At 71.7% G+C, this 26,727-nt stretch carries 25 protein-coding genes; 11 read left to right on the top strand and 14 right to left on the bottom strand.

Annotated features, from left to right (window positions below; genetic code table 11):
• Positions 1 to 37: 37 nt before the first annotated feature.
• Together hrpB and NMK44_RS14655 are read right to left on the bottom strand one after the other, a co-directional pair.
• On the bottom strand, positions 38 to 2,725 hold the full coding sequence (hrpB, locus tag NMK44_RS14660) for an ATP-dependent helicase HrpB (RefSeq protein ID WP_254742898.1): 2,688 nt from the start codon (positions 2,723 to 2,725) through the stop codon (positions 38 to 40).
• Entirely contained in the window at positions 2,617 to 3,537 is a 921-nt protein-coding gene (locus NMK44_RS14655) for a class I SAM-dependent methyltransferase (protein ID WP_254742896.1), read from the bottom strand. Before NMK44_RS14655 ends, hrpB begins: the two co-directional genes overlap by 109 nt.
• A gap of 354 nt (positions 3,538 to 3,891) precedes the next feature.
• Here NMK44_RS14655 and rpsA point away from each other — a divergent pair, with 354 nt between their 5' ends.
• Entirely contained in the window at positions 3,892 to 5,394 is a 1,503-nt protein-coding gene (gene rpsA / locus NMK44_RS14650; RefSeq protein ID WP_254742893.1) for a 30S ribosomal protein S1, read from the top strand.
• A 160-nt stretch (positions 5,395 to 5,554) separates the two neighbouring features.
• Here the strand turns inward: rpsA and NMK44_RS14645 are convergent, their stop codons facing one another.
• Complete coding sequence (locus NMK44_RS14645) at positions 5,555 to 6,046, bottom strand: hypothetical protein (RefSeq protein ID WP_254742890.1); 492 nt, start codon at positions 6,044 to 6,046, stop codon at positions 5,555 to 5,557.
• Between the two features lie 357 nt (positions 6,047 to 6,403).
• Here NMK44_RS14645 and NMK44_RS14640 point away from each other — a divergent pair, with 357 nt between their 5' ends.
• The 3 genes from NMK44_RS14640 (at position 6,404) to NMK44_RS14630 (ending at position 8,541) form a co-directional block, all read left to right on the top strand.
• Positions 6,404 to 7,348, top strand: coding sequence for a PAC2 family protein (locus tag NMK44_RS14640; RefSeq protein ID WP_254742887.1), 945 nt, complete (start codon positions 6,404 to 6,406; stop codon positions 7,346 to 7,348).
• Between the two features lie 24 nt (positions 7,349 to 7,372).
• Positions 7,373 to 7,975: a dephospho-CoA kinase gene (coaE, locus tag NMK44_RS14635; protein ID WP_254742884.1), complete on the top strand. Its 603-nt coding sequence runs from the start codon at positions 7,373 to 7,375 to the stop codon at positions 7,973 to 7,975.
• Between the two features lie 179 nt (positions 7,976 to 8,154).
• Entirely contained in the window at positions 8,155 to 8,541 is a 387-nt protein-coding gene (locus NMK44_RS14630; protein WP_254742881.1) for a tetratricopeptide repeat protein, read from the top strand.
• Positions 8,542 to 8,571: 30 nt separating this feature from the next.
• On the opposite strand, the gene NMK44_RS14625 is transcribed toward NMK44_RS14630, so the two are convergent.
• A complete protein-coding gene (locus tag NMK44_RS14625) occupies positions 8,572 to 8,898 on the bottom strand; it encodes a DUF6343 family protein (protein ID WP_374215271.1) in 327 nt (108 codons plus the stop codon).
• A 72-nt stretch (positions 8,899 to 8,970) separates the two neighbouring features.
• On the opposite strand from NMK44_RS14625, the gene NMK44_RS14620 reads away from it, so the two are divergent.
• Positions 8,971 to 10,218, top strand: a complete 1,248-nt coding sequence (locus NMK44_RS14620; RefSeq protein ID WP_254742878.1) for an ADP-ribosylglycohydrolase family protein — start codon at positions 8,971 to 8,973, stop codon at positions 10,216 to 10,218.
• A gap of 12 nt (positions 10,219 to 10,230) precedes the next feature.
• Here the strand turns inward: NMK44_RS14620 and NMK44_RS14615 are convergent, their stop codons facing one another.
• Entirely contained in the window at positions 10,231 to 11,454 is a 1,224-nt protein-coding gene (locus NMK44_RS14615) for an FUSC family protein (protein ID WP_254742875.1), read from the bottom strand.
• Positions 11,455 to 11,554: 100 nt separating this feature from the next.
• On the opposite strand from NMK44_RS14615, the gene NMK44_RS14610 reads away from it, so the two are divergent.
• Entirely contained in the window at positions 11,555 to 12,019 is a 465-nt protein-coding gene (locus tag NMK44_RS14610) for a type II toxin-antitoxin system PemK/MazF family toxin (RefSeq protein WP_254742872.1), read from the top strand.
• Positions 12,020 to 12,063: 44 nt separating this feature from the next.
• On the opposite strand, the gene NMK44_RS14605 is transcribed toward NMK44_RS14610, so the two are convergent.
• Positions 12,064 to 12,609 (bottom strand): DUF1697 domain-containing protein, encoded by a 546-nt coding sequence (locus NMK44_RS14605; RefSeq protein WP_254742869.1) that lies wholly within the window; start codon positions 12,607 to 12,609, stop codon positions 12,064 to 12,066.
• Between the two features lie 103 nt (positions 12,610 to 12,712).
• Between NMK44_RS14605 and NMK44_RS14600 the strand changes: the two genes are divergently transcribed.
• A complete protein-coding gene (locus NMK44_RS14600) occupies positions 12,713 to 13,360 on the top strand; it encodes a nucleoside/nucleotide kinase family protein (RefSeq protein ID WP_254742866.1) in 648 nt (215 codons plus the stop codon).
• 36 nt (positions 13,361 to 13,396) lie between these two features.
• Here NMK44_RS14600 and NMK44_RS14595 read toward each other — a convergent pair whose 3' ends face one another.
• The 5 genes from NMK44_RS14595 to NMK44_RS14575 form a co-directional block, all read right to left on the bottom strand.
• Positions 13,397 to 14,059 carry a DUF4360 domain-containing protein gene (locus NMK44_RS14595; protein WP_254742863.1) on the bottom strand — a complete coding sequence of 221 codons (663 nt, stop codon included), beginning with the start codon at positions 14,057 to 14,059 and terminating at the stop codon, positions 13,397 to 13,399.
• Positions 14,060 to 14,153: 94 nt separating this feature from the next.
• Positions 14,154 to 14,807, bottom strand: coding sequence for a DUF4360 domain-containing protein (locus NMK44_RS14590; protein ID WP_254742860.1), 654 nt, complete (start codon positions 14,805 to 14,807; stop codon positions 14,154 to 14,156).
• A gap of 375 nt (positions 14,808 to 15,182) precedes the next feature.
• Entirely contained in the window at positions 15,183 to 15,785 is a 603-nt protein-coding gene (locus NMK44_RS14585; RefSeq protein WP_374215270.1) for a methylated-DNA--[protein]-cysteine S-methyltransferase, read from the bottom strand.
• Between the two features lie 73 nt (positions 15,786 to 15,858).
• A complete protein-coding gene (locus NMK44_RS14580) occupies positions 15,859 to 16,743 on the bottom strand; it encodes a glycerophosphodiester phosphodiesterase (protein ID WP_254742857.1) in 885 nt (294 codons plus the stop codon).
• A gap of 114 nt (positions 16,744 to 16,857) precedes the next feature.
• Positions 16,858 to 17,058, bottom strand: coding sequence for a DUF4177 domain-containing protein (locus tag NMK44_RS14575; RefSeq protein WP_254742854.1), 201 nt, complete (start codon positions 17,056 to 17,058; stop codon positions 16,858 to 16,860).
• 143 nt (positions 17,059 to 17,201) lie between these two features.
• Here NMK44_RS14575 and uvrB point away from each other — a divergent pair, with 143 nt between their 5' ends.
• From uvrB to NMK44_RS14555, 4 genes are all read left to right on the top strand, one after another.
• Positions 17,202 to 19,337 (top strand): excinuclease ABC subunit UvrB, encoded by a 2,136-nt coding sequence (gene uvrB / locus NMK44_RS14570; protein ID WP_302888209.1) that lies wholly within the window; start codon positions 17,202 to 17,204, stop codon positions 19,335 to 19,337.
• A 207-nt stretch (positions 19,338 to 19,544) separates the two neighbouring features.
• On the top strand, positions 19,545 to 20,123 hold the full coding sequence (locus NMK44_RS14565) for a TerD family protein (protein WP_254742851.1): 579 nt from the start codon (positions 19,545 to 19,547) through the stop codon (positions 20,121 to 20,123).
• Positions 20,124 to 20,294: 171 nt separating this feature from the next.
• A complete protein-coding gene (locus NMK44_RS14560) occupies positions 20,295 to 22,217 on the top strand; it encodes a TerD family protein (RefSeq protein WP_254742848.1) in 1,923 nt (640 codons plus the stop codon).
• Between the two features lie 327 nt (positions 22,218 to 22,544).
• Entirely contained in the window at positions 22,545 to 23,558 is a 1,014-nt protein-coding gene (locus NMK44_RS14555) for a TerC family protein (RefSeq protein ID WP_254742845.1), read from the top strand.
• Positions 23,559 to 23,705: 147 nt separating this feature from the next.
• Here NMK44_RS14555 and NMK44_RS14550 read toward each other — a convergent pair whose 3' ends face one another.
• The 3 genes from NMK44_RS14550 to NMK44_RS14540 form a co-directional block, all read right to left on the bottom strand.
• Positions 23,706 to 25,016 carry an MFS transporter gene (locus NMK44_RS14550; protein WP_254743375.1) on the bottom strand — a complete coding sequence of 437 codons (1,311 nt, stop codon included), beginning with the start codon at positions 25,014 to 25,016 and terminating at the stop codon, positions 23,706 to 23,708.
• Between the two features lie 113 nt (positions 25,017 to 25,129).
• The gene (locus NMK44_RS14545) at positions 25,130 to 25,786 is read right to left on the bottom strand and encodes an MBL fold metallo-hydrolase (RefSeq protein WP_254742842.1); all 657 of its coding nucleotides are present in this window, start codon (positions 25,784 to 25,786) and stop codon (positions 25,130 to 25,132) included.
• 4 nt (positions 25,787 to 25,790) lie between these two features.
• Positions 25,791 to 26,519: a maleylpyruvate isomerase family mycothiol-dependent enzyme gene (locus NMK44_RS14540; RefSeq protein ID WP_254742839.1), complete on the bottom strand. Its 729-nt coding sequence runs from the start codon at positions 26,517 to 26,519 to the stop codon at positions 25,791 to 25,793.
• Between the last annotated feature and the right edge of the window lie 208 nt (positions 26,520 to 26,727).

The following is a 26,727-nucleotide window of genomic DNA, read 5'->3' as shown; positions in this document are numbered from 1 at the left end:
GGGCGTCCGCACCGGCCCCGCCGCTCGCGGCCAGCGGTCAGCGGCGGGGGTTGGTACGGCGGGTGGGCGCGGCAGCGGCCGGATCCTCGGGCCACGGGTGCTTGGGGTAGCGACCGCGCAACTCCGCACGCACCGAGCGGTAGCCGCCCTTCCAGAAGGACGCCAGATCGGCGGTGACCGCCGCCGGCCGGCCCGCCGGGGACAGCAGGTGCACCAGCAGCGGCACCCGTCCGCCCGCGATCCGCGGGGTCTCCTGCCAGCCGAACAGCTCCTGGAGCTTCACCGCCAGCACCGGCTGGCCCTCGCCGTAGCCGACCCGCACCCGGGAACCGCTCGGCACCTCGACCCGCTCCGGCGCCAGCTCCTCGAAGCGCGCCGCGTCCCCCGTCGCCCACGGCATCAGCCGGGACAGCGCCTGTCCGGCGTCCACCCGCGCCAGATCGGCCCGTCCGCGGGCCCTTGCCAGCTCCGTACCCAGCCAGTCATCCGCCCGTTCCACCAGCGCCGCGTCGGAGACATCCGGCCAGGGCGCGCCCAGCTCCCGGTGCAGAAAGGCCAGCCGCTGCCGCAGCGCCGTGGCCCCGGCCGACCAGCGCAGCAGCCCGGTGCCCTCCCGGCGCAGCCCGTCCAGCAGGGCACCGCGCAACCGCTCCGGACCGGGGTCGGCCAGCGGGCGGGTCACCAGCTCGATGGCGCCGAGCCGGGTCACCCGGCGGGCGCGTACATCGCCGTCGGCCCAGCGCACCTCCTCGCCGTCCGAGCCCAGCGCCGCGGCGGCGGTCCGCGCGGTCTCCTCGTCGGTCACCGCCGCCAGCCGCACTCGGGCGGACGCGGAGGTCACCGGCCGGTCGGCGACGGCCACCGCGAGCCAGTCCGGGGTGCCGAGCCGCGACCCCCCGCCCAGCTCCGCGCCCGTTCCGGCCGCCATCAGATAGGTCCGCTCCCCGCGCCGCCGGGCCACCCGCTCGGGGAACGCCAGCGCGGCCACCAGCCCGGCCACCGCGTCATCGCTCCGGCTGCCCCCGGCGCCCGGTCCGGTGTCCCCGGCCGTCACGGCGCGTTCCAGCCGGCGGACCTCCTGGCGCCAGCGGCCGGCGTACGGATCGCCGCCGCGGCGGGCGGTGCGCCAGGCGCCCGCCAGGTCGTCGCCGTACTCCCGCGGGGGCTCCTCGCTCAGCAGCGCCACCACCTCGGCCGCCCGGCGTGCGCCGACCTCCCGGGCGCCGTCCACCAGCGCCCGCGCAAGCCGGGGGTGAAGGCCGAGGCGGGCCATCCGGGCGCCGCGGTCGGTGGCCCGGCCGGCCGCGTCCACCGCGCCGATCGCGGCCAGCACCTCGCGTGCGGCGGTCATCGCCCCGGCGGGCGGCGGATCGAGCAGGGCCAGCCCGGAGCCGTCCGGATCGCCCCAGCACGCCGCCTGCAGCGCGAAGGCCGTCAGATCCGCACCGGCGATCTCCGGGGACGGGAAGCGCGGCAGCCGCGCGTCCTCCGCCTCCGGCCAGCAGCGGTAGACCGCGCCCGGCGCCTCGCGCCCGGCCCGGCCCGCGCGCTGACGGGCAGCGGCGCGGGAGGCGCGTACGGTCGTCAGCGCGCTCAAGCCCCGGGCGTGGTCCATCCGCGGTTCCCGGGCCAGCCCGCAGTCCACCACCACCCGGACGCCCGGCACGGTCAGGCTGGACTCGGCGACCGAGGTCGCCAGCACCACCCGCCGCGGACCGCCGTCCGCCCCGGCGAGCACCGCCTCCTGGACGGCGGCCGGGGCCCGGCCGTGCACCTGGAGGACCTCGGTCCCGTCCAGGCCGCCCAGCATCCCCGCCACCCGAGCGATCTCCCCGACACCGGGCAGGAAGCACAGCACATCGCCCTCGCGCTCGCGCAGCGCCCGGCGGACCACCGACGCGACGTGGTCCAGCAGTGCGGGGTCCACCCGCATCCCGTGCGGCGGCCGCACCGGACGGGCCGGTGGCGCCCACACGACCTCCACCGGATGGGACACCCCGGGAGCCGACACCACCGGCGCGGCGGACGGGCCGCCCTCGCCGCCGCTGCCGTCCCCGCCGCCCAGCAGCCGTGCCCAGCCCTCGGCGTCCGTGGTGGCCGAGGCCGCGACCAGCCGCAGCTCCGGGCGGAGCGCGGCCCGGACGTCCAGCAGGAAGGCGGCGGCCGTATCGGCGTCCAGATGGCGTTCGTGGCATTCGTCCAGGACGACCACATCGACCCCGGCCAGCTGCTGGTCGCGCTGGAGCCGTTGCAGCAGCACACCGGTGGTGACCACCTCGACCACGGTGTCGCGGCCCGCCTGCCGCTCGCCGCGCACGGTGAAGCCGACGCGTCCGCCGACCCGCTCGCCCAGCAGCCAGGCCATCCGCCGGGCCGCCGCACGGGCCGCGATCCGCCGGGGCTCGGCGACCAGCACCCGGCGCACCGGACCCGCCTCACCCACCAGCCCGGCGAGCACCAGGGGCACCAGGGTGGTCTTCCCGGTGCCCGGGGGCGCGCACAGCACCGCTGCCCCTCTTTCGTCGAGGGCGCGCAGCAGATCCGGTACGGCCTCCCGTACGGGGAGGCGGTCCAGGGCGTCAGCGGCGAGGGCGCCGGTGGTCCCGGAGCGGGGGGTCACCGGGCGGCCCGGTCCCGCTCGCAGACGAAGACGGCCGTGCCCGGGATCAGCCCGCCGCGCAGCGGGGACCAGCCGCCCCACTCCTGGTGGTTCCAGTCGGGCCATTCCGGTTCTATGAGGTCGATCAGCCGGAAGCCCGCCGCCACCACGTCCCGTACCCGGTCACCCAGGGTGCGGTGGTGTTCCACATAGACGGCGTGGCCCTGCTCGTCCTGTTCCACATAGGGGGTGCGGTCGAAGTAGGAGGAGGCGACCGACAGCCCCTCGGGCCCCGGCTCGTCGGGAAACGCCCAGCGGATGGGGTGGGTCACCGAGAAGACCCAGCGGCCGCCCGGCCGCAGTACCCGGTACACCTCCCGCATCACCCGCACCGGCTCGGCGACGAAGGGCACGGCGCCGTAGGCCGAGCACGCCAGGTCGAAGGAGCCGTCCCGGAAGGGGAGCGCCGTGGCGTCGGCCTGGACCAGGGCCACCGGGGCCACGGCCGCGGGCGGAACGTCCGTCGGAGGATCCTCCGGCGGGGACGCCGGGAACGCCTCCCCCCGGGCCCGCGCGTCGATCCGCCTGGCGTGCCGGAGCTGCTGGTAGGAGAGGTCGAGGGCGACCGGCCGGGCACCCCGGGCCGCCAGCCAGCGGGCGCACTGCGCTGCGCCCGCCCCCACCTCCAGGACGTCCAGCCCCTTGAGCGAGCCGGCCGGGCCGAGCAGTCCGGCCTCGGCCTCGTCGAGCCCTTCGGGCCCCCAGACGAAGCGGTCGTCGCCGAGGAAGCCGCCGTGCTCCTCCTGGTACTCGTCCGCGTTGCGGTCCCACCATCCGCGGCTCGCCCGGCTGCTCTCCGTGTCGTCCGCGGTCCGCCGGGTGGCCGTCGGCTCCGCCGCTGTCCCGGGGTGGCCGTGGGGGTCGTGTTCTTGGACCATCGCGCGCGTCGTCGTACTCTCTGTATCGACCTGTGGCTGCGGGGCACGGCGTGACCGTGTCGCAGTACGGACCATGCAATTTGCCGGGTTCGGGGCGATAAGCCCCGCACGTGCTCTTCGTACATTGACCATGCCCGGCTGCCCCCGTATGCTACAAGTTGCGCTGCGGGCTTGCGCGCCTCGGACGGAGCAGGCCGCGCTCGCATCTGTTGTATGTCCCCTCGGTTGTCGAGGCGCTTTTCGAAATCCTCGGAAAGATCAACGCCTCCAAGGCTGTCCGGCTTCGGCAGTGCGATAAGGGTCCCGGCGTAGCAGTACCTACGACTTCATGTCCGTACCGGAGCCCATTCCCACATGACGAGCAGCACCGAGGCAACCCGCACCACCCCGCAGGTGGCGGTCAACGACATCGGTTCCGAGGAAGCCTTCCTCGCCGCGATCGACGAGACGATCAAGTACTTCAACGACGGCGACATCGTCGACGGCGTCATCGTGAAGGTCGACCGGGACGAGGTCCTGCTCGACATTGGATACAAGACCGAAGGCGTCATCCCCTCCCGGGAGCTTTCGATCAAGCACGACGTCGACCCCAACGAGGTCGTGGCCGTCGGCGACGAGATCGAGGCCCTGGTTCTCCAGAAGGAGGACAAGGAAGGCCGCCTGATCCTCTCGAAGAAGCGCGCCCAGTACGAGCGCGCCTGGGGCACCATCGAGAAGATCAAGGAAGAGGACGGGATCGTCACCGGTACCGTCATCGAGGTCGTCAAGGGTGGTCTCATCCTCGACATCGGCCTCCGTGGCTTCCTCCCCGCCTCCCTGGTGGAGATGCGTCGCGTCCGCGACCTCCAGCCCTACGTGGGCAAGGAGCTCGAGGCCAAGATCATCGAGCTGGACAAGAACCGCAACAACGTGGTCCTGTCCCGCCGTGCCTGGCTGGAGCAGACCCAGAGCGAGGTCCGTCAGACCTTCCTCACCACCCTCCAGAAGGGTCAGGTGCGCTCCGGCGTCGTCTCCTCCATCGTCAACTTCGGTGCCTTCGTGGACCTGGGTGGCGTCGATGGTCTGGTCCACGTCTCCGAGCTGTCCTGGAAGCACATCGACCACCCGTCCGAGGTCGTCGAGGTCGGCCAGGAGGTCACGGTCGAGGTCCTGGACGTCGACATGGACCGCGAGCGCGTCTCCCTGTCGCTCAAGGCGACCCAGGAAGACCCGTGGCAGCAGTTCGCCCGGACCCACCAGATCGGTCAGGTCGTCCCGGGTAAGGTCACCAAGCTCGTTCCGTTCGGTGCGTTCGTCCGCGTGGACGAGGGCATCGAGGGCCTGGTCCACATCTCCGAGCTGGCCGAGCGCCACGTGGAGATCCCGGAGCAGGTCGTCCAGGTCAACGACGAGATCTTCGTCAAGGTCATCGACATCGACCTCGAGCGCCGCCGCATCAGCCTCTCGCTGAAGCAGGCCAACGAGGCCTTCGGTGCCGACCCGTCCGTGGTCGAGTTCGACCCGACCCTGTACGGCATGGCCGCGTCCTACGACGACCAGGGCAACTACATCTACCCCGAGGGCTTCGACCCCGAGACCAACGACTGGCTCGAGGGCTTCGAGACCCAGCGCGAGGCCTGGGAGACCCAGTACGCCGAGGCGCAGCAGCGCTTCGAGCAGCACCAGGCGCAGGTCATCAAGTCCCGCGAGGCCGACGAGCAGGCTGCCGCTGAGGCCGGCGCTGCCGCTCCGGCGCAGGGCGGGCAGGCCTCCGGTGGCGGTTCGTACTCCTCGGAGTCGGCCGACAACTCGGGTGCTCTCGCCTCGGACGAGGCGCTGGCCGCGCTTCGCGAGAAGCTGGCCGGCGGCCAGAGCTGACCATCGGCTGAGGCGGTCGGTGGCGGACGCGCCGCCGATCGCACCGGCTGACGGCCAGGGCTCGATCGCCTGAACGTCCGCAAGGCCCGTTCCCCTCCGGGGGAGCGGGCCTTGCGCATGTCCGCGGCCCGCGCGCTCTCTTCCCAGATGCCGCGCGGCCTCAGGCCCGCCCGGGGCCGTCCGCCCGTGAGTGCCGCCGGTCACCGACCGAGACCGAGACCGACCCCGAGACCGAGTCCACGGTGACGCTCTCCGCGCTGTCGATCTTGATGCCCTCCCGGCCGCCGCTGACCGTGATCCCTTCGACGGTCCAGTACGAGGCCCCGTTCAGCCGCAGACCGTAGCCGTCGTGTGCGGTGAGGACGGCCTTGGGGGAGCCGGTGAGGGTGATCCGCGAGCCGGAGGTGCCGGACGCGGTGATCTCGAAACCGCCGCGATAGGTCCCGTCGGCGAGCCGGATCGTATCGCCGGGCCGGGCGGTGGCCAGGGCGCTCCTGAGCCCGTCGGTGTCGGAGACCGGAATCGGGGCCGCCGGGGCCGCGGAGGCCTCCCGTGGGATCGAGCCCGCGGCGACCAGTCCGCCGGTGGCGATCACGGCGGCGGCACAGGCGCTGGTCAGGGTGCGTAACCGGGAGGGGCCGTGTGGCTGCATACGAGGGCTGCCTTCCTGCCGTGGCCGTGGGGACGCGTACCGGACCATCGGAGACCACCCGGGGACCGAGGGATGCGGGGGCCGGGGGTCAGGAGTCTCCTGGGGAAGGTCCGAAGTACCCGGGAGGCACAGTTCGGGTTCTGATAAGTGAACATGGGACGACATGGGGAACCGCTGACGGCTCGCGAAGATAGGGTCCGCGTACCGGGGAGTCAACCCCGCATGGTGTGGACGTGGCCGATACCCGACGGGCGGAACACAACCGCGCCGGTCGCGAGTGAAGTTCGGACCCGGCCGGGAATGTCCCCGCCCCTGTTCGGTGTTCTTGGGTGCGGAACACAAGGAGGAGCGGTCACAGTGCTAGATCCGCAGGATTTGTACGCATGGGAGTCGAGCGGGCTCGCCGAGGTCGACGCCATCGCCTCCAGAGACTCGGCCGGGCTGGTTCTGCTCTACCACTTCGACGGCTATATCGACGCGGGGGAGACGGGCGACCAGATCGTCCAGCGGCTGCTGGACGGACTGCCGCACCAGGTCGTCGCCCGCTTCGACCACGACCGGCTGGTCGACTACCGGGCCCGCCGCCCCCTGTTGACGTTCCAGCGCGACCGCTGGACCGACTATGAGACCCCCGCCATCGAGCTCCATCTGGTGCGGGACGCGACCGCGGCGCCCTTCCTGCTGCTCAGCGGCCCCGAGCCGGATGTGGAGTGGGAGCGGTTCGCGGCGGCCGTGCGGCAGCTCATCGAGCGGCTCGGAGTGCGCCTCGCGGTGAACTTCCACGGCATCCCCATGGGTGTTCCGCACACCCGGCCGGTCGGGATCACCCCGCACGGCAACCGCACCGATCTGACCCCCGGCCACCGGGGCGTCTTCGACGAGGCCCAGGTGCCCGGGAGCGCCGCGGCGCTCCTTGAATACCGGCTCATCGAGGCGGGCCACGATGTGCTCGGCGTCGCCGCGCACGTCCCGCACTACCTGGCCCGTTCCGCCTATCCGGACGCGGCGCTCACCGCCCTCGAGACGGTCACCGCCGCCACCGGTCTGGTGCTGCCGGGCGCCGCCCATGCGCTGCGCACCGAGGCGCTCAAGGCCCAGGAGGAGATCGAGCGGCAGATCTCGGAGGGCGATGAGGAACTGGTCGCCCTGGTCAGGGGACTTGAGCACCAGTACGACGCGGTCGCCGGGGCCGAGACCCGGGGCAATCTGGTCGCCGAACCGGCCGAACTGCCCTCGGCGGATGAGCTGGGCGCCGAGTTCGAGCGCTTCCTCGCCGAGCGGGAGGGCGAGGGCGGTGGCTGACCGGGGCCCGTATAGCGTGGCCCCATGCTGAAGCTGGGGCTCACGGGTGGAATCGGCGCGGGCAAGAGCGAAGTGTCACGCATTCTGTCCTCGTACGGAGCGATGCTGATCGACTCGGACCGGATCGCCCGTGAGGTGGTGGAGCCGGGCACACCTGGACTCGCCGCGGTCGTGGCCGAGTTCGGGCCCGAGGTGCTCACCGCCGACGGCACCCTGGACCGGCCCCGGCTGGGCGGAATCGTCTTCAGCGACCCCGAGCGGCTGCGCGCGCTGAACGCGATCGTGCACCCGCTGGTCCGGGACCGCTCCGCCGAGCTGGAGGCGGCCGCCGGACCCGACACCGTGGTGGTCCATGACGTACCGCTGCTCACCGAGAACGGTCTGGCCCCGCTCTACGACGTCGTGGTGGTCGTGGACGCCTCGCCCGAGACTCAGCTCGACCGGCTGGTCCGGCTGCGCGGAATGGCCGAGGACGAGGCGCGGGCCCGGATGGCGGCGCAGGCCACCCGGGCCGAGCGGCTGGCCGTCGCCGATGTGGTCATCGACAACGACGGACCGCTGGAGGCCCTGGAGCCGCGGGTCCGCGAGGTCTGGACGGACCTGGTGGCGCGCGCGGCCGGGAGCTGACCGGACCGGTGGGGGCGCTCGGAAGCTGATGGAGTCCGGGTGGGGGCGCTCGGAAGCTGATCGGGTCTGGGTGGGGTTCGGGCGGGGAATGAGGTGAACGGGGCGGTTGTTGTGCTGCCCGTACCGAGTGCCGTTCCGCCGCCGATCATCGTCATCCGTGCCGGGGGAAGGAATCAGCCGTGCCCCAGTCCACGCCCGAGACCCATGTCATCGACTTCCGCGCCGCGGAGCAGCTGCTCGCCGCCCGTGATCCGCGCGGTGCCGTCAAGCTGCTCGACTCGGTGATCACCGCCCATCCGGAGAACACCGCGGCCCGGCTGCTGCGCGCCCGCGCCTTCTTCGGCGCGGCCCAGTTGCGCGCGGCGGAGCTGGAGTTCCAGCTCGTGCTGGAGCGCGAGCCGGACAACGCCTTCGCCCATTTCGCACTGGGCCGCACCCTGGAGCGCGCCGGCCGGCCGGACGAGGCGATGCGCCACTTCCGGCTGGCCGCCGCGCTGGACCCGCGCCCGGATTTCGTCGAGGCGGCGCGGTTCGGCGAGCCGCGGTCCGGCGAGCGCGGGGAATAGTGTCATGAGGACAGCGGGGGCGGCCGGGGCTCACCCCCGGTGGCCCCGTACGTCCCGTTCTCTGTTCCCGGCCGTCCACCGGCCGCGCCCCCTGACCGGGGCGTAGGGCGGTACGTCCCGGCCCGGCTGGTAGTGCGGCCCCTGCCGGATGTGCCGGATGACCAGCACGAGATCGGTGAGGGTGACGGCGGTGAGCACCGCGCACGCGGCCGCCCAGCCGGGCCGCCCGGCGACCGCGAAGGCCACCGTGCCCCCGAGTGTCCAGACCAGCCCCCAGGCCGCGAGCCAGCACCGCATCCGCAGTGGACTGCGCGCGTGCAGGGGCTCATCGCCCGTCCGGATGAAGTGCATCGACATGACCCCGCACCTCCCGCCTTCTCCCCTTCGAATCTAACGCTGTCCGGCCCGCGGCGGAGATCACCTGCGATCATGTCCGGAGCGCACACCGCACCGGACGAGGAGCCGCCAGTGATCCGCCACTCATGGGACGAATCGGCTGCCCGGCGGGCCCGGATCCGCGGCTGTCTGCTGGGCGGTGCGATCGGCGACGCCCTGGGCAACCCGGTGGAGTTCCTCTCCCTGCGGGCGATCCGCGAGACCCACGGGGAGGCGGGCGTCACCACCCTCCTCCCGGACGGCAGCGGCTCCGTCGGGCTGGTCACCGATGACACCCAGATGACCCTGTTCACCGCCGAGGGCCTGATACGCGCGCACGCCAGGGCTCTGTCCAAGGGCATCGGCGGCGCCGAGACCGCCCTGGTGCGCAACGCCTATCTGCGCTGGCTGGACACCCAGAACCACCCCGCGCCGCCGCCCGCCCCGGAGGCGTTCGACCCGGTCCGCTCCGGCTGGCTGCGCCACCAGCCCTGGCTGTACGCCCGCCGCGCCCCCGGCAACGCCTGTCTCTCCGGGCTGACCGAGGAGCATGTCCCCTCCCCGCACGATCCGCTCGCCGGTCGCCCCGGACCGGTGAACCCCGGCTCCAAGGGCTGTGGCACCGTGATGCGCTCGGCCCCGTTCGGACTGGCCGGCCTGAACCCCCGCGACTCCTTCGAACTGGCCGCCCGCTGCGCCCAGATCACCCACGGGCACCCCACGGGTTACTACGCCGCCGGTGCCCTGGCCGCGATGATCGCGTGCCTGCTGGACGGCGAATCCCTCGAGGGCGCGGCCCTGCGCACCCTGGAGCTCCTGGTCCGCTACCCGGGCCACGAGGAGACCACCACCGCCCTGCGCGCGGCGATCGACCTGGCCGCCGGGGGCGACCCCACCCCGGAGAAGACCGAATCGCTGGGCGGCGGCTGGATCGCCGAGGAGGCCCTGGCCATCGGGGTGTACTGCGCCCTGGTCCGGACCCCGGACCAGCAGATCTCCTACGGTCCCGGCGGTCTGATCGCCTATGACCCGATGCCGCCGCGCACCCCGCTCCAGGCCGCCCTGCTGCTGTCCGTGAACCACTCCGGCGACAGCGACTCCACCGGCTCCGTCTGCGGCAACCTCCTCGGCGCCCAGCACGGCGACCACCGCCTGCCGCCGTCCTGGCTGTCCCGGATCGAGGGCCGGGCCGTGATCGCGGAACTCGCCGATGACCTGGCCTTCGAGTTCCACCGCTCGGTCGAGCTCTATGAGCCGTACGAGGATCTGGTCTTCCCCCGGGACCGCTACCCGGTCGGCTGACCGGCGGGCACCTCAGCGCGAGGCGGTGCGCTCGGAGCGGGCGCGGCGGAACCGGTGCAGCACCTTGGCGAGCAGGGGGAAGCGTTCGTGCTTCTCCCTCGAGCTGCGGTCCAGCTCCTCCATCAGCCGCTTGGAGCGCTGCTCCATGTCCAGCTCGGCAAGGATGCGGTCGGCCTCGGCGAGCAGTGCGCCGTGCAGCTGCCACTGCCGGGGGTGCTCCCGGACCCGGCGCAGCAGGGTGTGGGCGACATGGTCCCGGCTGGTGTGCGCGGTGGCCAGTTCATTCGCCAGCCGGGACTCGGCCTCCTCGGCATTGGCGCTGACCGGGCTGGTGACCAGCACCGCGAACGCCTCCACGGCCGCGGCCATGTGGATGAAGAGGTCATACAGTTCCTCGGCCACGTCCGGCGGGAAGAGCGGTTCCTCGGTCCGTTCCTTGGCCAGGTCGGTGAGGGTGCGGGTGAGGACCCGCAGTACGACCGTGCAGATCTCCAGGGTGTCCAGTCCGGTGCGCAGTACCACCCGGTGCAGCAGCCCCTCCTTGACCCGGGGGTTGAACCGTACGCTGTCCTCCGCCTGCCGGAGCGCGGCGTCCACCTGGGCGATGTCCTGGTCCAGCCGGCGGGCCTCGTGCAGCCGGGCGGCGGCGCGCTCCACCGGGGTGTGGCTGCCGAGCTCCTCGGCCATGTGCAGCAGTAGCTGACGCATCCGACGGGACAGGTCCAGGATGGACTTGCCCGCCGTCTCCACCCAGACCGGTGGCGCGAGCAGGAAGTTGAAGAGCAGTCCGACCACGGCGCCGATCAGCGTCTCCAGCACCCGGTCCCAGGCGGTGTTGGTCACCTGGGTCACCCCGAGGACGAGCATGGCGCTGATCGCCACCTCGGGCACGAACTCGCTCACCCGCGCGAAGTGGCCCGCCGTCAGCGACGCCAGGATGATCAGCCCCAGGCTCCACCAGGACAGTCCCACCAGCGCGCTGAAGGCGATGGCGATGACCACGCCCACGACCACCGCGTTGACCCTGCGGATCCCGGTGGTGAGAGTCGCGTACAGGGTGACCTGGACGACGAGGAGGGCGGTGAGCGGTGCGGTCAGCGGAGCGGGCTCGCTGCTGAGCTCCAGCGCGACCGCATAGGCGATGGTCGCGGCGGCCGCGGACCGCAGGGTCTGCACGACGACCGGATCGCTGCGCCGTTTGACGAGGTCCGCCACGGGGTCGAGAACTTCTGGCACGTTACTGCCCTTTCCACCCCGGGGGACCTGGCATGACATCCGTGCTCGCGGACGGGCTAACGTGTGGTGGATGATCAGGCCATTCCATCGGAATCACGCCATGGACGGAACCCGTGCGACCGAGGGCGGCGACGCCGCGGCCCTCCCGGGGAGCACCGGCCCCGCCGCCACGGTCGAGGCCCATCCGCGCCAGGTCGGCCGGGTGCGGACGGAGTACGCGCCGGACCCGGACGGGGATCCGGACCCCGGGGAGATCGTCTGGACCTGGGTGCCCTACGAGGAGAACGACGGCCGGGGCAAGGACCGCCCGGTGCTGGTGGTGGCGCGGGAGCGCGGCGGCACCCTGCTGGCGGTCCAGCTCTCCAGCAAGCGGCACGACGCCGACCGCGAGTGGGTGGCGATCGGCTCCGGGCCGTGGGACCGGGCCGGGCGCGAGTCCTGGGTGGATCTGGACCGGGTGCTGCGGGTGAGCCCGGCGGGGATGCGGCGTGAGGCGTGCGCACTGGACCGGCCGCGCTTCGACCGGGTCGTGGCCCGGCTGCGGCAGCGCTACGGCTGGTCCTGAGCGGACCCCCGCGGAGGTCCTGAGCGGGCCTCCGTGCCGCCGTCTCAGCCGGCGTCGGCGAGGGCCAGCAGCTTGGTGACCGTGTTCCAGTTGCGGGCGGTCGCCGCCACGCCGAGCCGGACCCCGGTGACCTTCGCCGCCAGCTTGGAGCGTCCGATCCCGTCCGGGCAGTGCAGATAGATCTCGCGCCCCACCAGACGGAAGCTGTCGGGGGCGTAGCCGGACTGGTCCAGGGCGTCCAGCGGCGCGGTGTCCCGGGGGACGTCCGACAGGAAGACCACGTGCAGCGTCCTGGGCTCGGCCGTGGCCCCGGGGTACGGATTGGCCGCCACGGCGGCGGCCAGCTCGTCCCGGGTGCGCACCATCACCGGTACGGAGAAGCCGAGGTCGGCGGCGAACCGCTCCTCCAGGACGCGGGCGGTTTCCTCGGGCGGAGTGCCGGGGTCGGCGAAGACGATGTTGCCGGTCTGGAGGTGGACGGTGACGTCCTGGAACCCGAGCGCGGCCATCAGCTCGCGCTGCCGGGCCATCGGGAACTTCTTGTTGCCGCCCACGTTGATGCCACGGAGCAGCGCTATCCGGGATGCCATCGCCGTACTCTCCTCGTGCGCCCGCCCCGGCCGCCTGCCGGCGGACCGGTCGTTGTCGATCGTACGGGCCGGGTCCGACAGGCGCTCGCGGCATGATGGGGGCGTGCGGCTGGAAGCGATCACCTGGGAACGGCTGACCGACGCGACCGCCGACCGGATCGCCGGGCTCACGGCGGCGGACGGCGGCCCCTGGCTCAGGGTGGCGGTCGACGGCGCCCCGGCGGCCGGAACCGGGCGGCTGGCCGGGGCCCTGGCGGAGGGGCTGCGGCTGCGCGGCCGCCCGGTGCTGGTGGTCTCCGCGGCGGGGTTCTTGCGCCCGGCGTCACTGCGTCTGGAGTTCGGGCGGTACGACCCGGACGCGTACTACGACCAGTGGCTCGACACCGGGGCGCTGTGGCGGGAGGTCTTCGCCCCGCTGGAGCCGGGTCCGGGCGCGACCGGCCGGGTGCTGCCCGATCTGTGGGACCCGGTGTCCGACCGGGCCACCCGCTCCCCGTACGCCGAACTGCCGCCGGGCGGGGTGCTGGTGCTCCACGGTGCGCTGCTGCTGGGCCACTGGTTCCCGTTCGACCTGTCGGTGCATCTGCGGCTGTCCCCGGGCGCGCTCGCCCGCCGCACCGGCGAGGGCGAGCGCTGGACGCTGCCCGCCTTCGCGCGCTACGAGGACGAGGTGCGGCCCGATGAGACCGCGGACGTCGTGGTGCGGGTGGACGACCCCCGGCATCCGGCATGGCGCCGCCCGGAGGCATGACCTCGCCTCCGGGCGGCGGTGGTGCGGCGGTTGGCCTCAGCTCTTCTTCTCCGGACATTCCTTCCAGGCGAAGTGATAGGTGGTGCTCACATCGCCGTCGGTGGAGTCCATCGTCATGAAGCTGGTGGTGTCGCGGGTGTTGGAGGTACCCGCGTTGACCCGCAGCTCCGTGTTGATGTTGAAGTTCCGCAGTTCACCGCAGGGCGACCACACCACGGTGGCGATATCGGCGGTGTCGGTCGTCTGCCAGTTGTCGTCGTACGGCCCGTTGAAATCATGGGCGTTGGACGTGGTCTGCGACTGCCCCTGGAAGTAGTACGAGGCTTTCTCCACGCTGGAGGCGCCCTTTTCCAGATGGGCGTAACCGCGGTAGTCGACGCTGGCGATCGCGTAGCTGAATCCCTGCGGAACATGGGTGACCAGGCTCAGCTGACAGTTCTTCCGGTAGTCCGTCGGCTTGGCGCCCTTGCCCACCTGGGCGAGATAGTCGCTGTAGGTGACGGTGAACGCCGTATTGTCCTCGGAGACGGCCACCGCCGCCGTACCCGCCGGACAGCCCGAGCCGTTCACGGTGGCCACGGTGATCACGATCTTGTCGGGCGGTACCGTGTCGAACGGCGGTTGCGCGGAACCCTGGGAGGTCATCGTCGAGGCGAATAACGCCGCGATCATCCCGCCTGCGTACAGAACACCAGGCATGATTCTCCATTCAATCATCGGGCTGACGGCGGCGGGAATCCACACGGGTTCCGATACCGTCGTGACTGCTGGATTTCCCGCACTGCCGGGAGCGCTACCGGGCGGCGGAAGGACATTCCTTCCAGGCCAGGTGGTAAATCGTGTTGACGCCACCGTCGGTGGAGTCCATGGCCATGAAGCTGGTGCTGCTCGCCGGTGAGGAACCGGCGTTCACCCGGAGTTCGGTGTTGATGTTGAGGTTCCGGTCCTGACCGCAGGGCGCCCAGACCAGCGCGCTGTAGTCGGTGCTGTCGGTGGTCTGCCAGTTGTCCCGGTACGGACCGCTGAACTCATGGGTCTGCGAGGCGGTGTCGGCCGAGCCCTGGAAGTAGTAGCTCGCCTTCTCGGTGCCGCGGGCGCCGCGCTGCAGCGAGGCATAGCCGCGGTAGTCGACCTTGGCGATGGCGTAGGTGAAGCCCTGCGGGATGTGCACATCCAGGTTGAGCTGGCAGTTCTTCCGGATGTCGATGGGGTCCGCGTCGGGGCCGACCTGGGCGAGGTAGTCGCTGTAGGTGATGGTGAACGCCGTGTTGTCGTTCGCCACGGCGATGGCCGTGGTCCCTTTCGGGCAGCCGGATCCGTTCACGGTCCTGACGTCCACCTGGATCTTTTCCGGCGGTACGTCGGGAGCCGGGGAAACGCCTTGGGTGGAAAGGACCGACGCGAATAACGCGGCAGCCGCGCCACCGGCGAGCAGGACACCGGACATGACACTCCCATTCCGATCAGTGTTGGGGACGTGGTGGAGCGCGGTGGGGCATGGTTGAGCGATGAATAACACGCCTGTGTTCCGGGGAGGGCGGCAGAACGCGGTACGGACAACGCGGTACAAGAACGCCGTACGAAGAGCGCGGTGCGGAAGAGCTGTCGAGCGGAACAGCTACGAGAGGGTTGCCCGGCGGCTGGCAGAATGCCAGGACAATGAGCGTCAGAAATATGCGTCCGACGCATTCTTGCCCGGTGCGGGTCCGCGAGCGCTCCTAAGATAAGGGCGGGCGGCATCCACGACAAGTGGAACGAGTATTCCGTGGACAAGATATTTTCCTCCCCGCCGTACCGGCGAAGAGGCGGCCCGGAGAGGGAATCAGAACAACGGCTGCGGGAGAACGCCTTCCAGTGCCAGAAGGGCGCGCTTGGTCTCCAGACCGCCGCCGAAGCCACCGATACCGCCGTCGCTCTCGACCACCCGGTGGCAGGCGACCACGACCGGCAGCGGATTGCCGCCCATGGCCATCCCGACGGCCCGCGCGGCGCCCGGTTCACCGACCCGGTTCGCGAGGTCCTGATAGCCCACCACCGTGCCGTACGGCACGCCGTCGGCCAGCTCGCGCAGCACCCGGCGGTTGAAGCCCGTGGTCAGCGACCAGTCCAGCGGGACGGTGAACTCCCTCAGCCCGCCCGCGAAATAGCCCTCCAGCTGACGGGCCGCCGCGGTGAGGGTCACGGCGCGGTCCGGGGAGGGCGCGGGCTCGGTGCCCAGCCGGCGGGTCAGCGCGGACACCGCCCCGGCCGCCGTCTCATCGTCGGCATGGAAGACCACCGTGACCAGACCCTGGTCGGTGGCCGCGAGCAGCAGCGGCCCGATGGGGGTGTCCCGCACCTCCCAGGACCAGGCGCGCGCCTCCTGCCCCGCCGGGGCCCGGCCGCCGGTGGTCCGCTCCTGATCCCGCCGCTCTGCGCTCGTCACGGTTCCCAGCGTAGGCGCGGGCACCGACAGCGCCCCGGCGGCCGGGGGCCACCGGGGCGCTGCGGTGAACGGATCAGTCGATGTCGTCCAGGGCGTCCCGGACCACATCGGGCTTGTTGGTGATGATGCCGTCCACCCCCATCCGCGCGACCGCGACCGCCGAAGGACCGTCGTTCACGGTCCAGGTGAAGACCTCCATCGGACGCCCGTGGGCGCCGCGCACCGCATGGACCGCGGCCACGTACCCGGCGTCGATGGTCCGGTAGCTCGGGTTGATCTGGTCGGCGAACTCCGCGTACTGCGGGAGGTCGCCGACGGCCGGAGTGCCCAGATAGCCGGTGGTGATGTCCGACCGCAGCCCGTGCACCGTCCGCATGGAGGTCGCGTTGAAGCTCTGGATGACCAGCCGCTTGCGGTGCTTGCCGTCGAGCCAGCCCTCCCGCCGCAGCTCCCGCAGGGCCTGGCGCTCGATACCGGGATAGAGCTCCGGGGCCTTCAGCTCCATCAGGAGCTTCTGGTGATTGTCCGAAACCCGGTCCATGTACTCCTCGAGGGTGGGCACCCCCTCACCCGCGAACTCGGGGGAGAACCAGCTCCCGGCGTCCAGTTTCTCGATCTCGTCCAGGGTGAAGTCGGAGATCTTCCAGGGCGCGCGGTCCGGGAAGAGCTGCTCGACATCGGTGGTCCGGTCGAGCGTGGTGTCGTGCATGATGACCAACTCGCCGTCCCTGGTGCGCTGGACGTCGTTCTCCACCCAGTCGATGCCCAGCTCATCGGCGGCGTCCACGGCGGCGAGGGTGTTCTCGGGGGCGTAGGCGGAGGCACCCCGGTGCGCCACGGTGACCGTGTGGTGGTGCTGCTGCTGACCGGCGGCTCCGGCCGCGGTCGTGGGGAGGAGGAAGAGCGCGGACATACCCAGGAGCGCGCCGGTTAACGCGGCGGCGGGACGGATGTGCATACGGACTCCTCGCGTCGGCTGACTCGCGAATCGCTTGCGAACGGCCAGAGGGTCCCAGATGCACCGTACCCGGGGATAGGTATCGGATGGGGGAAACGGTCCGCGCTGTCCGGATCAGCCCCGCTGGCGTTCGAACGTGACGAGCAGCCCCTCCACGGCGCCCGGCCCGACCCGGCCCTTCACATCCGCGCTCGTTATGGCCTTCACCCGCCAGCCGTCGGCCGCGTACTTGTTGAGCAGATCCTCGACCTTGTCGGCGGACATCTTGCCGCCGATCAGACCTTCACGGATCTGGACCACCTTGTACTCGTACATGATCGGTTCCCTTCGTTCCGGAGTCGTCAGGGGCCACCGGGACGCCATGGGGCCGCCCGGTGGCCCGTCCGGGCCAGGCTACGGGGCGGCCGTCGCACCCGACCGGCCCTCCGTTGTCAGTGGTGAGTCGTACGGTGGGTGACATGCGGCCCGTAACCCAGATCGAACGCAAGGTGGCGCCCTTCGAGGTCGTCAGCCCGTACCAGCCCAGCGGCGACCAGCCCACGGCCATCGCCGACCTCGACCGGCGTATCCGGGCCGGTGAGAAGGATGTCGTGCTCCTCGGCGCGACCGGCACCGGAAAGTCCGCCACCACCGCGTGGATGATCGAGAAGCTCCAGCGGCCCACGCTGGTCATGGCGCCGAACAAGACGCTGGCCGCCCAGCTCGCCAATGAGTTCCGCGAGCTCCTGCCGAACAACGCGGTGGAGTACTTCGTCTCGTACTACGACTACTACCAGCCCGAGGCGTACGTCCCGCAGTCGGACACCTACATCGAGAAGGACTCCTCGATCAACGAGGAGGTGGAGCGGCTGCGCCACTCCGCCACCAATTCGCTGCTCACCCGGCGCGATGTGGTGGTCGTCGCCTCCGTCTCCTGTATCTACGGCCTGGGTACGCCGCAGGAGTACGTGGACCGCATGGTGCCGCTCAAGATCGGCGAGGAGATCGACCGCGACCAGCTCCTGCGCCGTTTCGTGGACATCCAGTACACACGCAATGACGTGGCGTTCACCCGGGGCACCTTCCGGGTCCGCGGCGACACCATCGAGATCTTCCCGGTCTACGAGGAGCTCGCCGTCCGTATCGAGATGTTCGGTGACGAGATCGAGGCGCTGTCCACCCTCCACCCGCTCACCGGCGAGGTCATCAGCGACGACCAGGAGCTCTACGTCTTCCCCGCCACCCACTACGTGGCCGGGCCCGAGCGCATGGAGCGGGCGATCACCGGGATCGAGACCGAGCTCGAGCAGACCCTCGCCCGGATGGAGAAGCAGGGCAAGCTGCTGGAGGCCCAGCGGCTGCGGATGCGCACCACCTACGACATCGAGATGATGCGCCAGATCGGCACCTGTTCCGGTATCGAGAACTACTCGCTGCATATCGACGGCCGTGAGTCCGGGTCCCCGCCGCACACCCTGCTCGACTACTTCCCGGAGGACTTCCTCCTGGTCATCGACGAGTCCCATGTCACCGTGCCGCAGATCGGCGCGATGTACGAGGGCGACGCCTCCCGTAAGCGCACCCTGATCGAGCACGGCTTCCGGCTGCCCTCCGCCCTGGACAACCGCCCGCTGAAGTGGGAGGAGTTCCTGGGCCGGGTGGGGCAGACGGTCTATCTCTCCGCCACCCCCGGCCCGTACGAACTCTCCCGCTCCGACGGGTTCGTGGAGCAGATCATCCGGCCGACCGGTCTCGTCGACCCCGAGGTGGTCGTCAAGCCCACCGAGGGACAGATCGACGACCTGATCCACGAGATCCGCACCCGCACCGAGAAGGACGAGCGCGTCCTCGTCACCACCCTCACCAAGAAGATGGCCGAGGACCTCACCGACTACATGCTCGAACTGGGCATCCAGGTGCGGTACCTGCACAGTGACGTGGACACCCTGCGCCGGGTGGAGCTGCTGCGCGAGCTGCGCGCGGGCGAGTACGACGTCCTGGTCGGCATCAACCTGCTGCGCGAGGGCCTGGACCTGCCCGAGGTGTCGCTGGTCGCCATCCTCGACGCCGACAAGGAGGGCTTCCTGCGCTCCGGCACCTCGCTGATCCAGACCATCGGCCGCGCGGCGCGCAATGTCTCCGGCCAGGTCCATATGTACGCCGACAAGGTCACCCCCGCGATGGAGAAGGCCATCGACGAGACCAACCGCCGCCGCGAGAAGCAGATCGCGTACAACACCGAGCGCGGCATCGACCCGCAGCCGCTGCGCAAGCGGATCGGCGACATCGTGGCCACCCTCGCCCGCGAGGAGATCGACACCAAGGAGCTGCTGGGCACCGGCTACCGCCAGGCGGACCAGGGCAAGGGCAAGGCGCCGGTGCCCGCCCTGAGCCAACAGAAGGCGGGCAGGAAGGGCGGCAGGGCGGCCGCGGGCAAGGACGGGGCGCTGACCGACCGCCCGGCCGCCGAACTGGCCGAGCTGATCGAGGAGATGACCGACCGCATGCGGGCCGCGGCGGCGGAGCTCCAGTTCGAGGTGGCGGCCCGGCTGCGGGACGAGGTCGGGGAGTTGAAGAAGGAGCTGCGGCAGATGAAGGAGGCCGGGCTCTCCTGACCCGCCCGGCCCCCGGGGCACACCGGACGTCCGGTGTGCCCCGGCCGTGCTCCCGCTGTGTTGCAAGAACGACACAAAAGCCGCTCGCCCGGCTGGAGTACCGGCCCCAGTGCATAGGGTTTTCGCAGGGCCGCACAGATGGGCGGACCAGGGCCGCGCCATGCGCCGGCCACGGGGATTTTCGAGAGATGAGAGTAGGGACGGCACGTGACGGTCAACATGTCCAAGGGTCAGGCCATCAGCCTGCAGAAGGCCGACGGGGGCACCCTGACCGCGGTGCGGATGGGGCTGGGCTGGCAGGCGGCGCCCCGCCGTGGGCTGTTCGGATCACGTACCCGGGAGATCGACCTCGACGCCTCGGCGGTGCTCTTCGCCGACCAGCAGCCCACCGACGTGGTGTTCTTCCGTCACCTGGTGAGCGATGACGGCTCGGTGCGCCACACCGGCGACAACCTGGTCGGCGGTGCGGGCCAGGGCGGCGACGACGAGGCCATCCTCGTCGACCTCCAGCGGGTTCCGGTGCACATCAACCAGATCATCTTCACGGTGAACTCCTTCACCGGACAGACCTTCACCGAGGTGCAGAACGCGTTCTGCCGTCTGGTGGACGAGACCAACGGCCAGGAGCTGGCCCGCTACACCCTCACCGGTGGCGGCCAGTACACCGCGCAGATCATGGCGAAGGTGCAGCGCGTGGGCAACGGCTGGGAGATGAAGGCCGTGGGCGAGCCCGCCAACGGCCGTACCTTCCAGGACCTGATGCCGCACATCCTGCCGCACCTGTAGGACGCCGCTGTCCGTCGGCCCGGTGGCGCATCCGCCCGCCGGGCCGATGTGTTCGGGGCCGCGGCACCACACCGGGCACCACCGCACCACAGCACCACCCACACCGCACCACACCATCCGTACGCGTCGTACGCGCGACGCGTACGACGGAACCGACGAGGGGACGCAGCGATGACGGCCGAGCTGGTGCGGGGGCAGAACCACCCTCTGCCCCAGACCCGTTTGGAGATCCGGATCTCGGCGGGCCAACCGATCGTGGCCGGGGCGACACTCGGCGATGAGCAGGGCACGGTGCGCGGGGCGGAGTGGGTCGCGCACCCCGCCTCGCCCCAACTGCCCGGGATCGAGGTGTCGAAGCAGGCCGCGGCGGACCACCGGCTCGCCGTCGACCTGGGCGCGCTGGCCGAGAGCGTCCACCGGGTCACCGTGCTGCTCGCACTGCCGACCGGTGTCGGCGGCCCGGTCCGGTTCGGCTCGCTGGCCGCCCCGTTCACGGCCGTCACCGGGCTGGACGGTGCCGAGGTGGCCAGCTACACCGTCACCGGTCTGGACGCGGAGTCCGCGGTGGTCGCGCTGGAGCTGTACCGTCGCCAGGGCGTCTGGAAGGTGCGCGCGGTCGGCCAGGGGTACGCGGGCGGGCTCGCCGCGATGCTCCAGGACCAGGGGCTGCCGCAGGCCGCCGAACTCGCCGCGGAGATCAACGAGGCGGTGGCCCGGGGCATGGCCCGCTCGGTCGCCCAGCCGCCGCCCCGCCCCGGTGACGACGGACGCGTCCGGACCGCCACCGCGGGCGGCAGCTCCGACCCCGGCCCGGTGCCCGCGCCACCGCAGAGCCCGGTGCCGCCGCAGCCGCCCGCCGCGGCCGGCTCCGGCGGACCGGTCGACTACCAGCACCCCGGCCGCCGTACGGCCACCCCGCCCACCCCGCCCCCGGCCGTACCGCCCGCCGCGCCCGGCCGGCCCGCCCAGCCCGTCGCGGGCGACGCCTCCGGCTGGACGATGGACGAGCGGCTCTACAACCAGGTCTGGGGGATGTTCGAGGACCTGGCCCGCACCGCCGCCGCGTACCGCAGCGCCGTGGACTTCGCGGACTCCCGGATGGAACAGGAGCTGGACCGGGTGCTCTCCGACCCGCGCTCCCGGATCGGCACCGCCGCCGACACCGCCCGCACGGAGGCCCGGGCCAAGCACACCGCCCTGGTGGACCAGGCCCGTGCCGCGCTCGACCGCGACCTGGCGCAGCTCGCCGCCGAGGCCGAGGTGGTCGAGCCCGCGCTGCCGCCCGCCTACGCCCGCTGGGACGGCCCGGTCTGGCACGGCTACCAGGCGCCGATGGAGATCCCGATGGCGCTGCGCCTGGGCGATCTGCACCTCCCCGAGCGCACCGATCTGCGGATCCCCATGCTGGTGCGGCTGCCGCTGGAGCGCGGGCTGTGGATCGACGCCGGGCGCAGTGGCTCGGTGGAGGGGGCGATGCTGGACTCCGGGAGCCTGCGCACGCTGGCCTCGGACACCGCGGTGGCCATCGCCGCCCGGCTGCTGGCCGTCTATCCGGTGGGGGAGTTCCAGCTCCAGGTGATCGACCCGGCCGGATCGGCCTCGGCCTCGTACGCCCCGCTGCTGGAGTCGGGCGCGCTGCGGGCGCCCATGGCCGGGGCCCAGGGTGTGACCGCGACGCTCGCCGCGCTCACCCGCCGGGTGGACCTGGTGCAGATGGCGGTGCGCAGCGGCGCCGCGGACGCGCTGCCGCCGGATCTGGACACCGCCGAGCAGCTGCTGATCGTGCATGACTTCCCGCACGGCTTCGACGACCGGGCGGTGACCCAGCTGCGCTATCTGGCGGACGAGGGGCCCTCGGTGGGCGTGCACCTGATGATGGTGGCCGACCGGGAGGACGCCCGGGAGTACGGACCGGTGCTGGACCCGCTGTGGCGGTCGCTGCTGCGGCTCACCCCGGTCGCCGACGACCACCTCGCCGACCCCTGGGTGGGGCACGCCTGGACCTTTGAGCCCTCGCTGGTCCCGGCGGGCAGCCGGGTGCTGTGGCAGGTGATGGGGCAGGTGGCCCGCGCCAGGGAGGCGTACGGCCGCTAGCGCGGCGCGCGCTCCGCGAGGACATCCGGCGGGAACACCCGCGGTGATCCGGTCACCGCGGGTGTTCTCCATGTTGCGCAATGGTTTGGTAAACCCATCTGACCTGGCATTTTGCCTTTTCCTTTACTCTTCCATGGGTATTCCTGTACTCTCGTTCCAGCGGAGGGGAGTACTCCCGAGCGGTGTTCCCGTCACCACGGATCGTGACCGGTCTCCCATGAGACCGGAGCCAGGATCCCGGGGCATCGGCCCGGTGCGTCAGCGCGGGCGGAGGAGACCTCCGGCAGCGACACGCTGAAATTGCCGCACACATGCCGGAGGAACTCTGTGGATGTCTCCTTGACCGTGTGGGCCCTGACCATCGCCGGTCTCAGTGCCCTCATCGCCGTCGACTTCTTCATCGGTGGCCGCAAGCCGCACGAGGTCTCCCTCAAGGAGGCCGGGATCTGGACCACCGTCTGGATCGTCCTCGCCGCGCTCTTCGGAGTCGGCCTGTTCCTCTTCGCGGGCGGCCAGCCGTCCGGGGAGTTCTTCGCGGGCTTCATCACCGAGAAGTCGCTGAGCGTCGACAACCTCTTCGTCTTCGTCCTGATCATGGCGAAGTTCGCGGTGCCCACGATCTACCAGCAGCGTGTGCTGATGGTCGGTGTGCTGATCGCGCTGGTGCTGCGGGCGGTCTTCATCGCCGGCGGCGCGGCGATCATCGCCAGCTTCTCCTGGGTCTTCTACCTCTTCGGCGCGTTCCTCATCTGGACGGCCTGGAAGCTCATCCAGGAGGCGCAGTCCGGTGACGAGGACGAGGAGTTCGAGGAGAACCGCCTGCTCAAGGCGGTGGAGCGGCGCGTTCCTTCCACCGACAAGTACCACGGCACCAAGCTGTTCATCCGGGAGAACGGCAAGCGGCTGATGACCCCGATGCTGATCGTCATGCTGGCGATCGGTACGACGGACGTCCTGTTCGCGCTGGACTCGATCCCCGCGATCTTCGGTCTCACCCAGGACCCGTACATCGTCTTCACCGCCAACGCCTTCGCCCTGATGGGTCTGCGCCAGCTCTACTTCCTCATCGGCGGACTGCTCAAGAAGCTGGTCCACCTCTCGTACGGCCTGTCGGTCATCCTCGGCTTCATCGGCGTGAAGCTGGTGCTGCACGCGCTGCACGAGTCGGGGGTGCACGTCCCCGAGATCAGCATCCCGGTCTCGCTCGGCGTCATCTGCGCAGTGCTCGCGGTCACCACGGTCACCAGCCTCTACGCCTCGAAGAAGCAGGCCGCGGCGGAAGCCGGAGCCACCCCCGCGGCCGACGACCAGAAGCGGGAGAAGGACAGCGTGGACGTCTGACCCACGCGGGGGCGCGCCCCGTCCCGCGCGTCCCCCGTCCCGCTCCCCTCTCCAGGCGCGCAACTCCGACGCACCCGGTGCGGGCGCCCCGCCCGGCGCCCACTCCGACGCACCAGGTGCGCGCGCCCGGGACAGGCGCCCCCTCCATCAGGCGGGCGCCTCTCCTGTCTCCAGGGGCCGCGCGGCCGACCGCTCCGCCACGGGGTGGTCGGCCGTCGGCCGTGTCTCGGGCAGCAGCGCGAAGCAGCCCAGGCTGAGCAGGGCCACCGCGGTCAGATAGCCGGCCACGCCCCACGGCGGGCCGTCGCCGTGCGACACCGCCGTGGCCACCACCGGGGTGAGCGCGCCGCCCAGTACACCGCCCAGGTTGTAGCCCACCGAGGCACCGGTGCAGCGCACCCGCGCCTCGTACAGCTCCGGCAGATACGCCGCGATCACGGCGAACACGGTGATGAAGCCGAGCAGCGCCACCGCGAAGCCCAGGAACATCAGCGGCGGCTCCCCGGTGCGCAGCAGCGCGATCATCGGGAACATCCACACCACCATGGCCGCACAGCCCGCCAGACACATCGGCCGCCGTCCGAGACGGTCCGCCAGATGGGCCGCCAGCGGGGTCAGGGCGCCCATCACGGCCACCGCCGCCATGACACAGCCCAGCATCACCGTGCGGTCCACTCCGAGCCGCTCCGTGCCGTACGCCAGGGACCAGGTGGTGACGGCGTAGAACACCGCGTACCCGATCGCGAGGCCGCCCGCGGTGAGCAGCACCAGCCGCCAGTGGCCGCGCACCACCTCGGCCAGCGGCGCGGTGGCCCGCTCACCGTGCTCGGCCAGCTCCCGGAAGCGGGGGGTCTCGACCAGCCGGGTCCGCAGCAGCAGCCCGGCGCCCGCCAGCACCCCCGCCGCCCAGAACGGCACCCGCCACCCCCAGGAGCGGAACTCCGCATCGCTCAGCCCCGCCGACAGGGCCAGCATGATGCCGTTGGCCAGCAGGAACCCGATGGACGGGCCGATCTGCGGAAAGCCCGCCCACAGCCCGCGCCGCCGGGCGGGCGCGTGCTCGGCGGTCAGCAGCACCGCACCGCCCCATTCACCGCCGACCCCGAGCCCCTGCAGGAAGCGCAGGAACAGCAGCAGGGCGGGGGCGGCGATCCCGATCGAGTCATAGGTGGGCACGAAGCCCACCGCGACCGTGGCCACACCGGTCAGCAGCAGTGAGGCGACCAGCACCGGCCGCCGCCCGTGGCGGTCCCCGAGCGGTCCGAAGAGCAGGGAGCCGAGCGGCCGCGCGACGAAGCCGACGGCGAAGGTCGAGAAGGCGGCCAGGGTCCCGGCGAGCGGCGAGAAGGTGGGGAAGAACAGCGGTCCGAGGACGAGGGCCGCGGCCGTGCCGTAGGCGAAGAAGTCATAGAACTCGATCGCGGTACCGGCCAGGGACGCGGCCGCGAGTCGGGCCATGGACGGGGAGCGGTCAGTGCGCACACCCGGCCAACCGCCGCCGTCGGCGGCGGGTTACGGGGCGGACGACGGCGCACGGAGCGGCCGGGGGCGACGACGGCGCGCGGCGGGTGCTACCAGCCGCGCTCGCGCCACTCGCCGAGCTGCGGGCGCTCGGCGCCGAGCGTGGTGTCGTCACCGTGGCCGGGGTAGACCCAGGTCTCGTCCGGCAGCCGGTCGAAGAGCTTGGTCTCGACGTCGTGGAGGAGGCTCTCGAACGCCTTCGGGTCCTTCCAGGTGTTGCCGACCCCGCCGGGGAACAGGCAGTCGCCGGTGAACACATGGGGGTGGCCGTGCGGGTCGTCGTAGACCAGCGCGATGCTGCCCGGGGTGTGGCCGACCAGATGGCGGGCGGTCAGCTCGACCCGGCCGACGCGCAGTGTGTCACCGTCCTCCACCAGGACGTCGGTGGCGACCGGGATGCCCTCCGCGTCATGGCGGCCCGCGTACGTACGGGCGCCGGTGGCCTCCTGCACCTCGCGCAGCGCACCCCAGTGGTCCTGGTGGCGGTGGGTGGTGACCACGGAGGCGATCCCGCTGTCGCCGATGAGCGAGAGCAGGGTGCCCGGGTCGGCGGCGGCGTCGATCAGCATCTGCTCGTCGGTGGCCCGGCAGCGCAGCAGATAGGCGTTGTTGTTCATGGGGCCGACCGCGACCTTCGAGATCATGAGATCGGTCAGTTCGTGCACGTCCGCCGGTCCGCCGACCGTCACCGCTCCGCTGTAGGTCATGGCCTCAGCCTAGTGGCGGGAGCACCGGCGGGGGGCCGTCCGCACAGGAAAGATCAGCCCCGTCCGTACGGCCGGTGAGCCAGCCCAGCAGGGCGGCCGGGGAGCCGCTGACGGTCACCGGGTTCTCGTCCGGTGCCGGGTCCCGGCCGGTCCGCCGCCCGGCGCCCGCGCCCGGGACGGTCAGCAGCAGCGGGGGAATACCGGGGTGCCCCGCGAACCTTGAAGAGATGAGGACGTCGAGCTGGCGCTCGACGAACCGGGCCGGCAGGTCCGCCACGGTGCGGCCGACGGCGAGGTCGACATGGTGCAGCTCGACCTCGGCGAGGCGGCGCAGCGGCAGCCGGGCGGCCGGTTCGCGCAGACCGCCGCGCAGGGTGACCTCGCGGGACCGGAGCTCCTCCGGGAGCGCCGCCACCGCGGTGTCGAAGCGGGCGGCCGTGGTGCGCAGGTCCGCGAGATGGACCGGGAGCGGACGGGCGGCGTCCCGTGCGATCTCGGCGTCCCGGGCCTCCTCGCCGCGGTACATCGGGATGTCCTCGCCGGTCCGTGCTCCGGTGAGCAGGTTCACCAGGGCATCGGCGTTACGGGCCAGGTGCGCCAGCACATGGCCGCGGGTCCAGCCCGGCAGGGCGGAGGGCCCGGCGAGGGCGGCGTCGTCCAGCCGGGCGACGGCCGTCAGCAAGCGGTCCGTCGCCTCGGTGACGTCGGCGGCGTCGTGTGCGTAGTCGCTCATGGCCCGACCGTAGTGTCCGCCACACGATCGGGTGAACCCGGCTCACTACACCCGCAAATCGAATGTGCGTGCTATAGGCTCGGTGTGCTGCATCCTTAAGACACATCCTTAAGACACCGCCGTGGTGCCCCCATACTCTTGGTCTGGGGGCTTCGCTCCGCTCCGTACCCGCCCGACGCGGGGAGCCCTGGGAGCGGGCCCGGCGCAC

This window comes from Streptomyces cucumeris (assembly GCF_024295805.1).
Classification (GTDB): domain Bacteria; phylum Actinomycetota; class Actinomycetes; order Streptomycetales; family Streptomycetaceae; genus Streptomyces; species Streptomyces cucumeris.
This window is presented reverse-complemented; position numbering and strand designations above follow the sequence as displayed.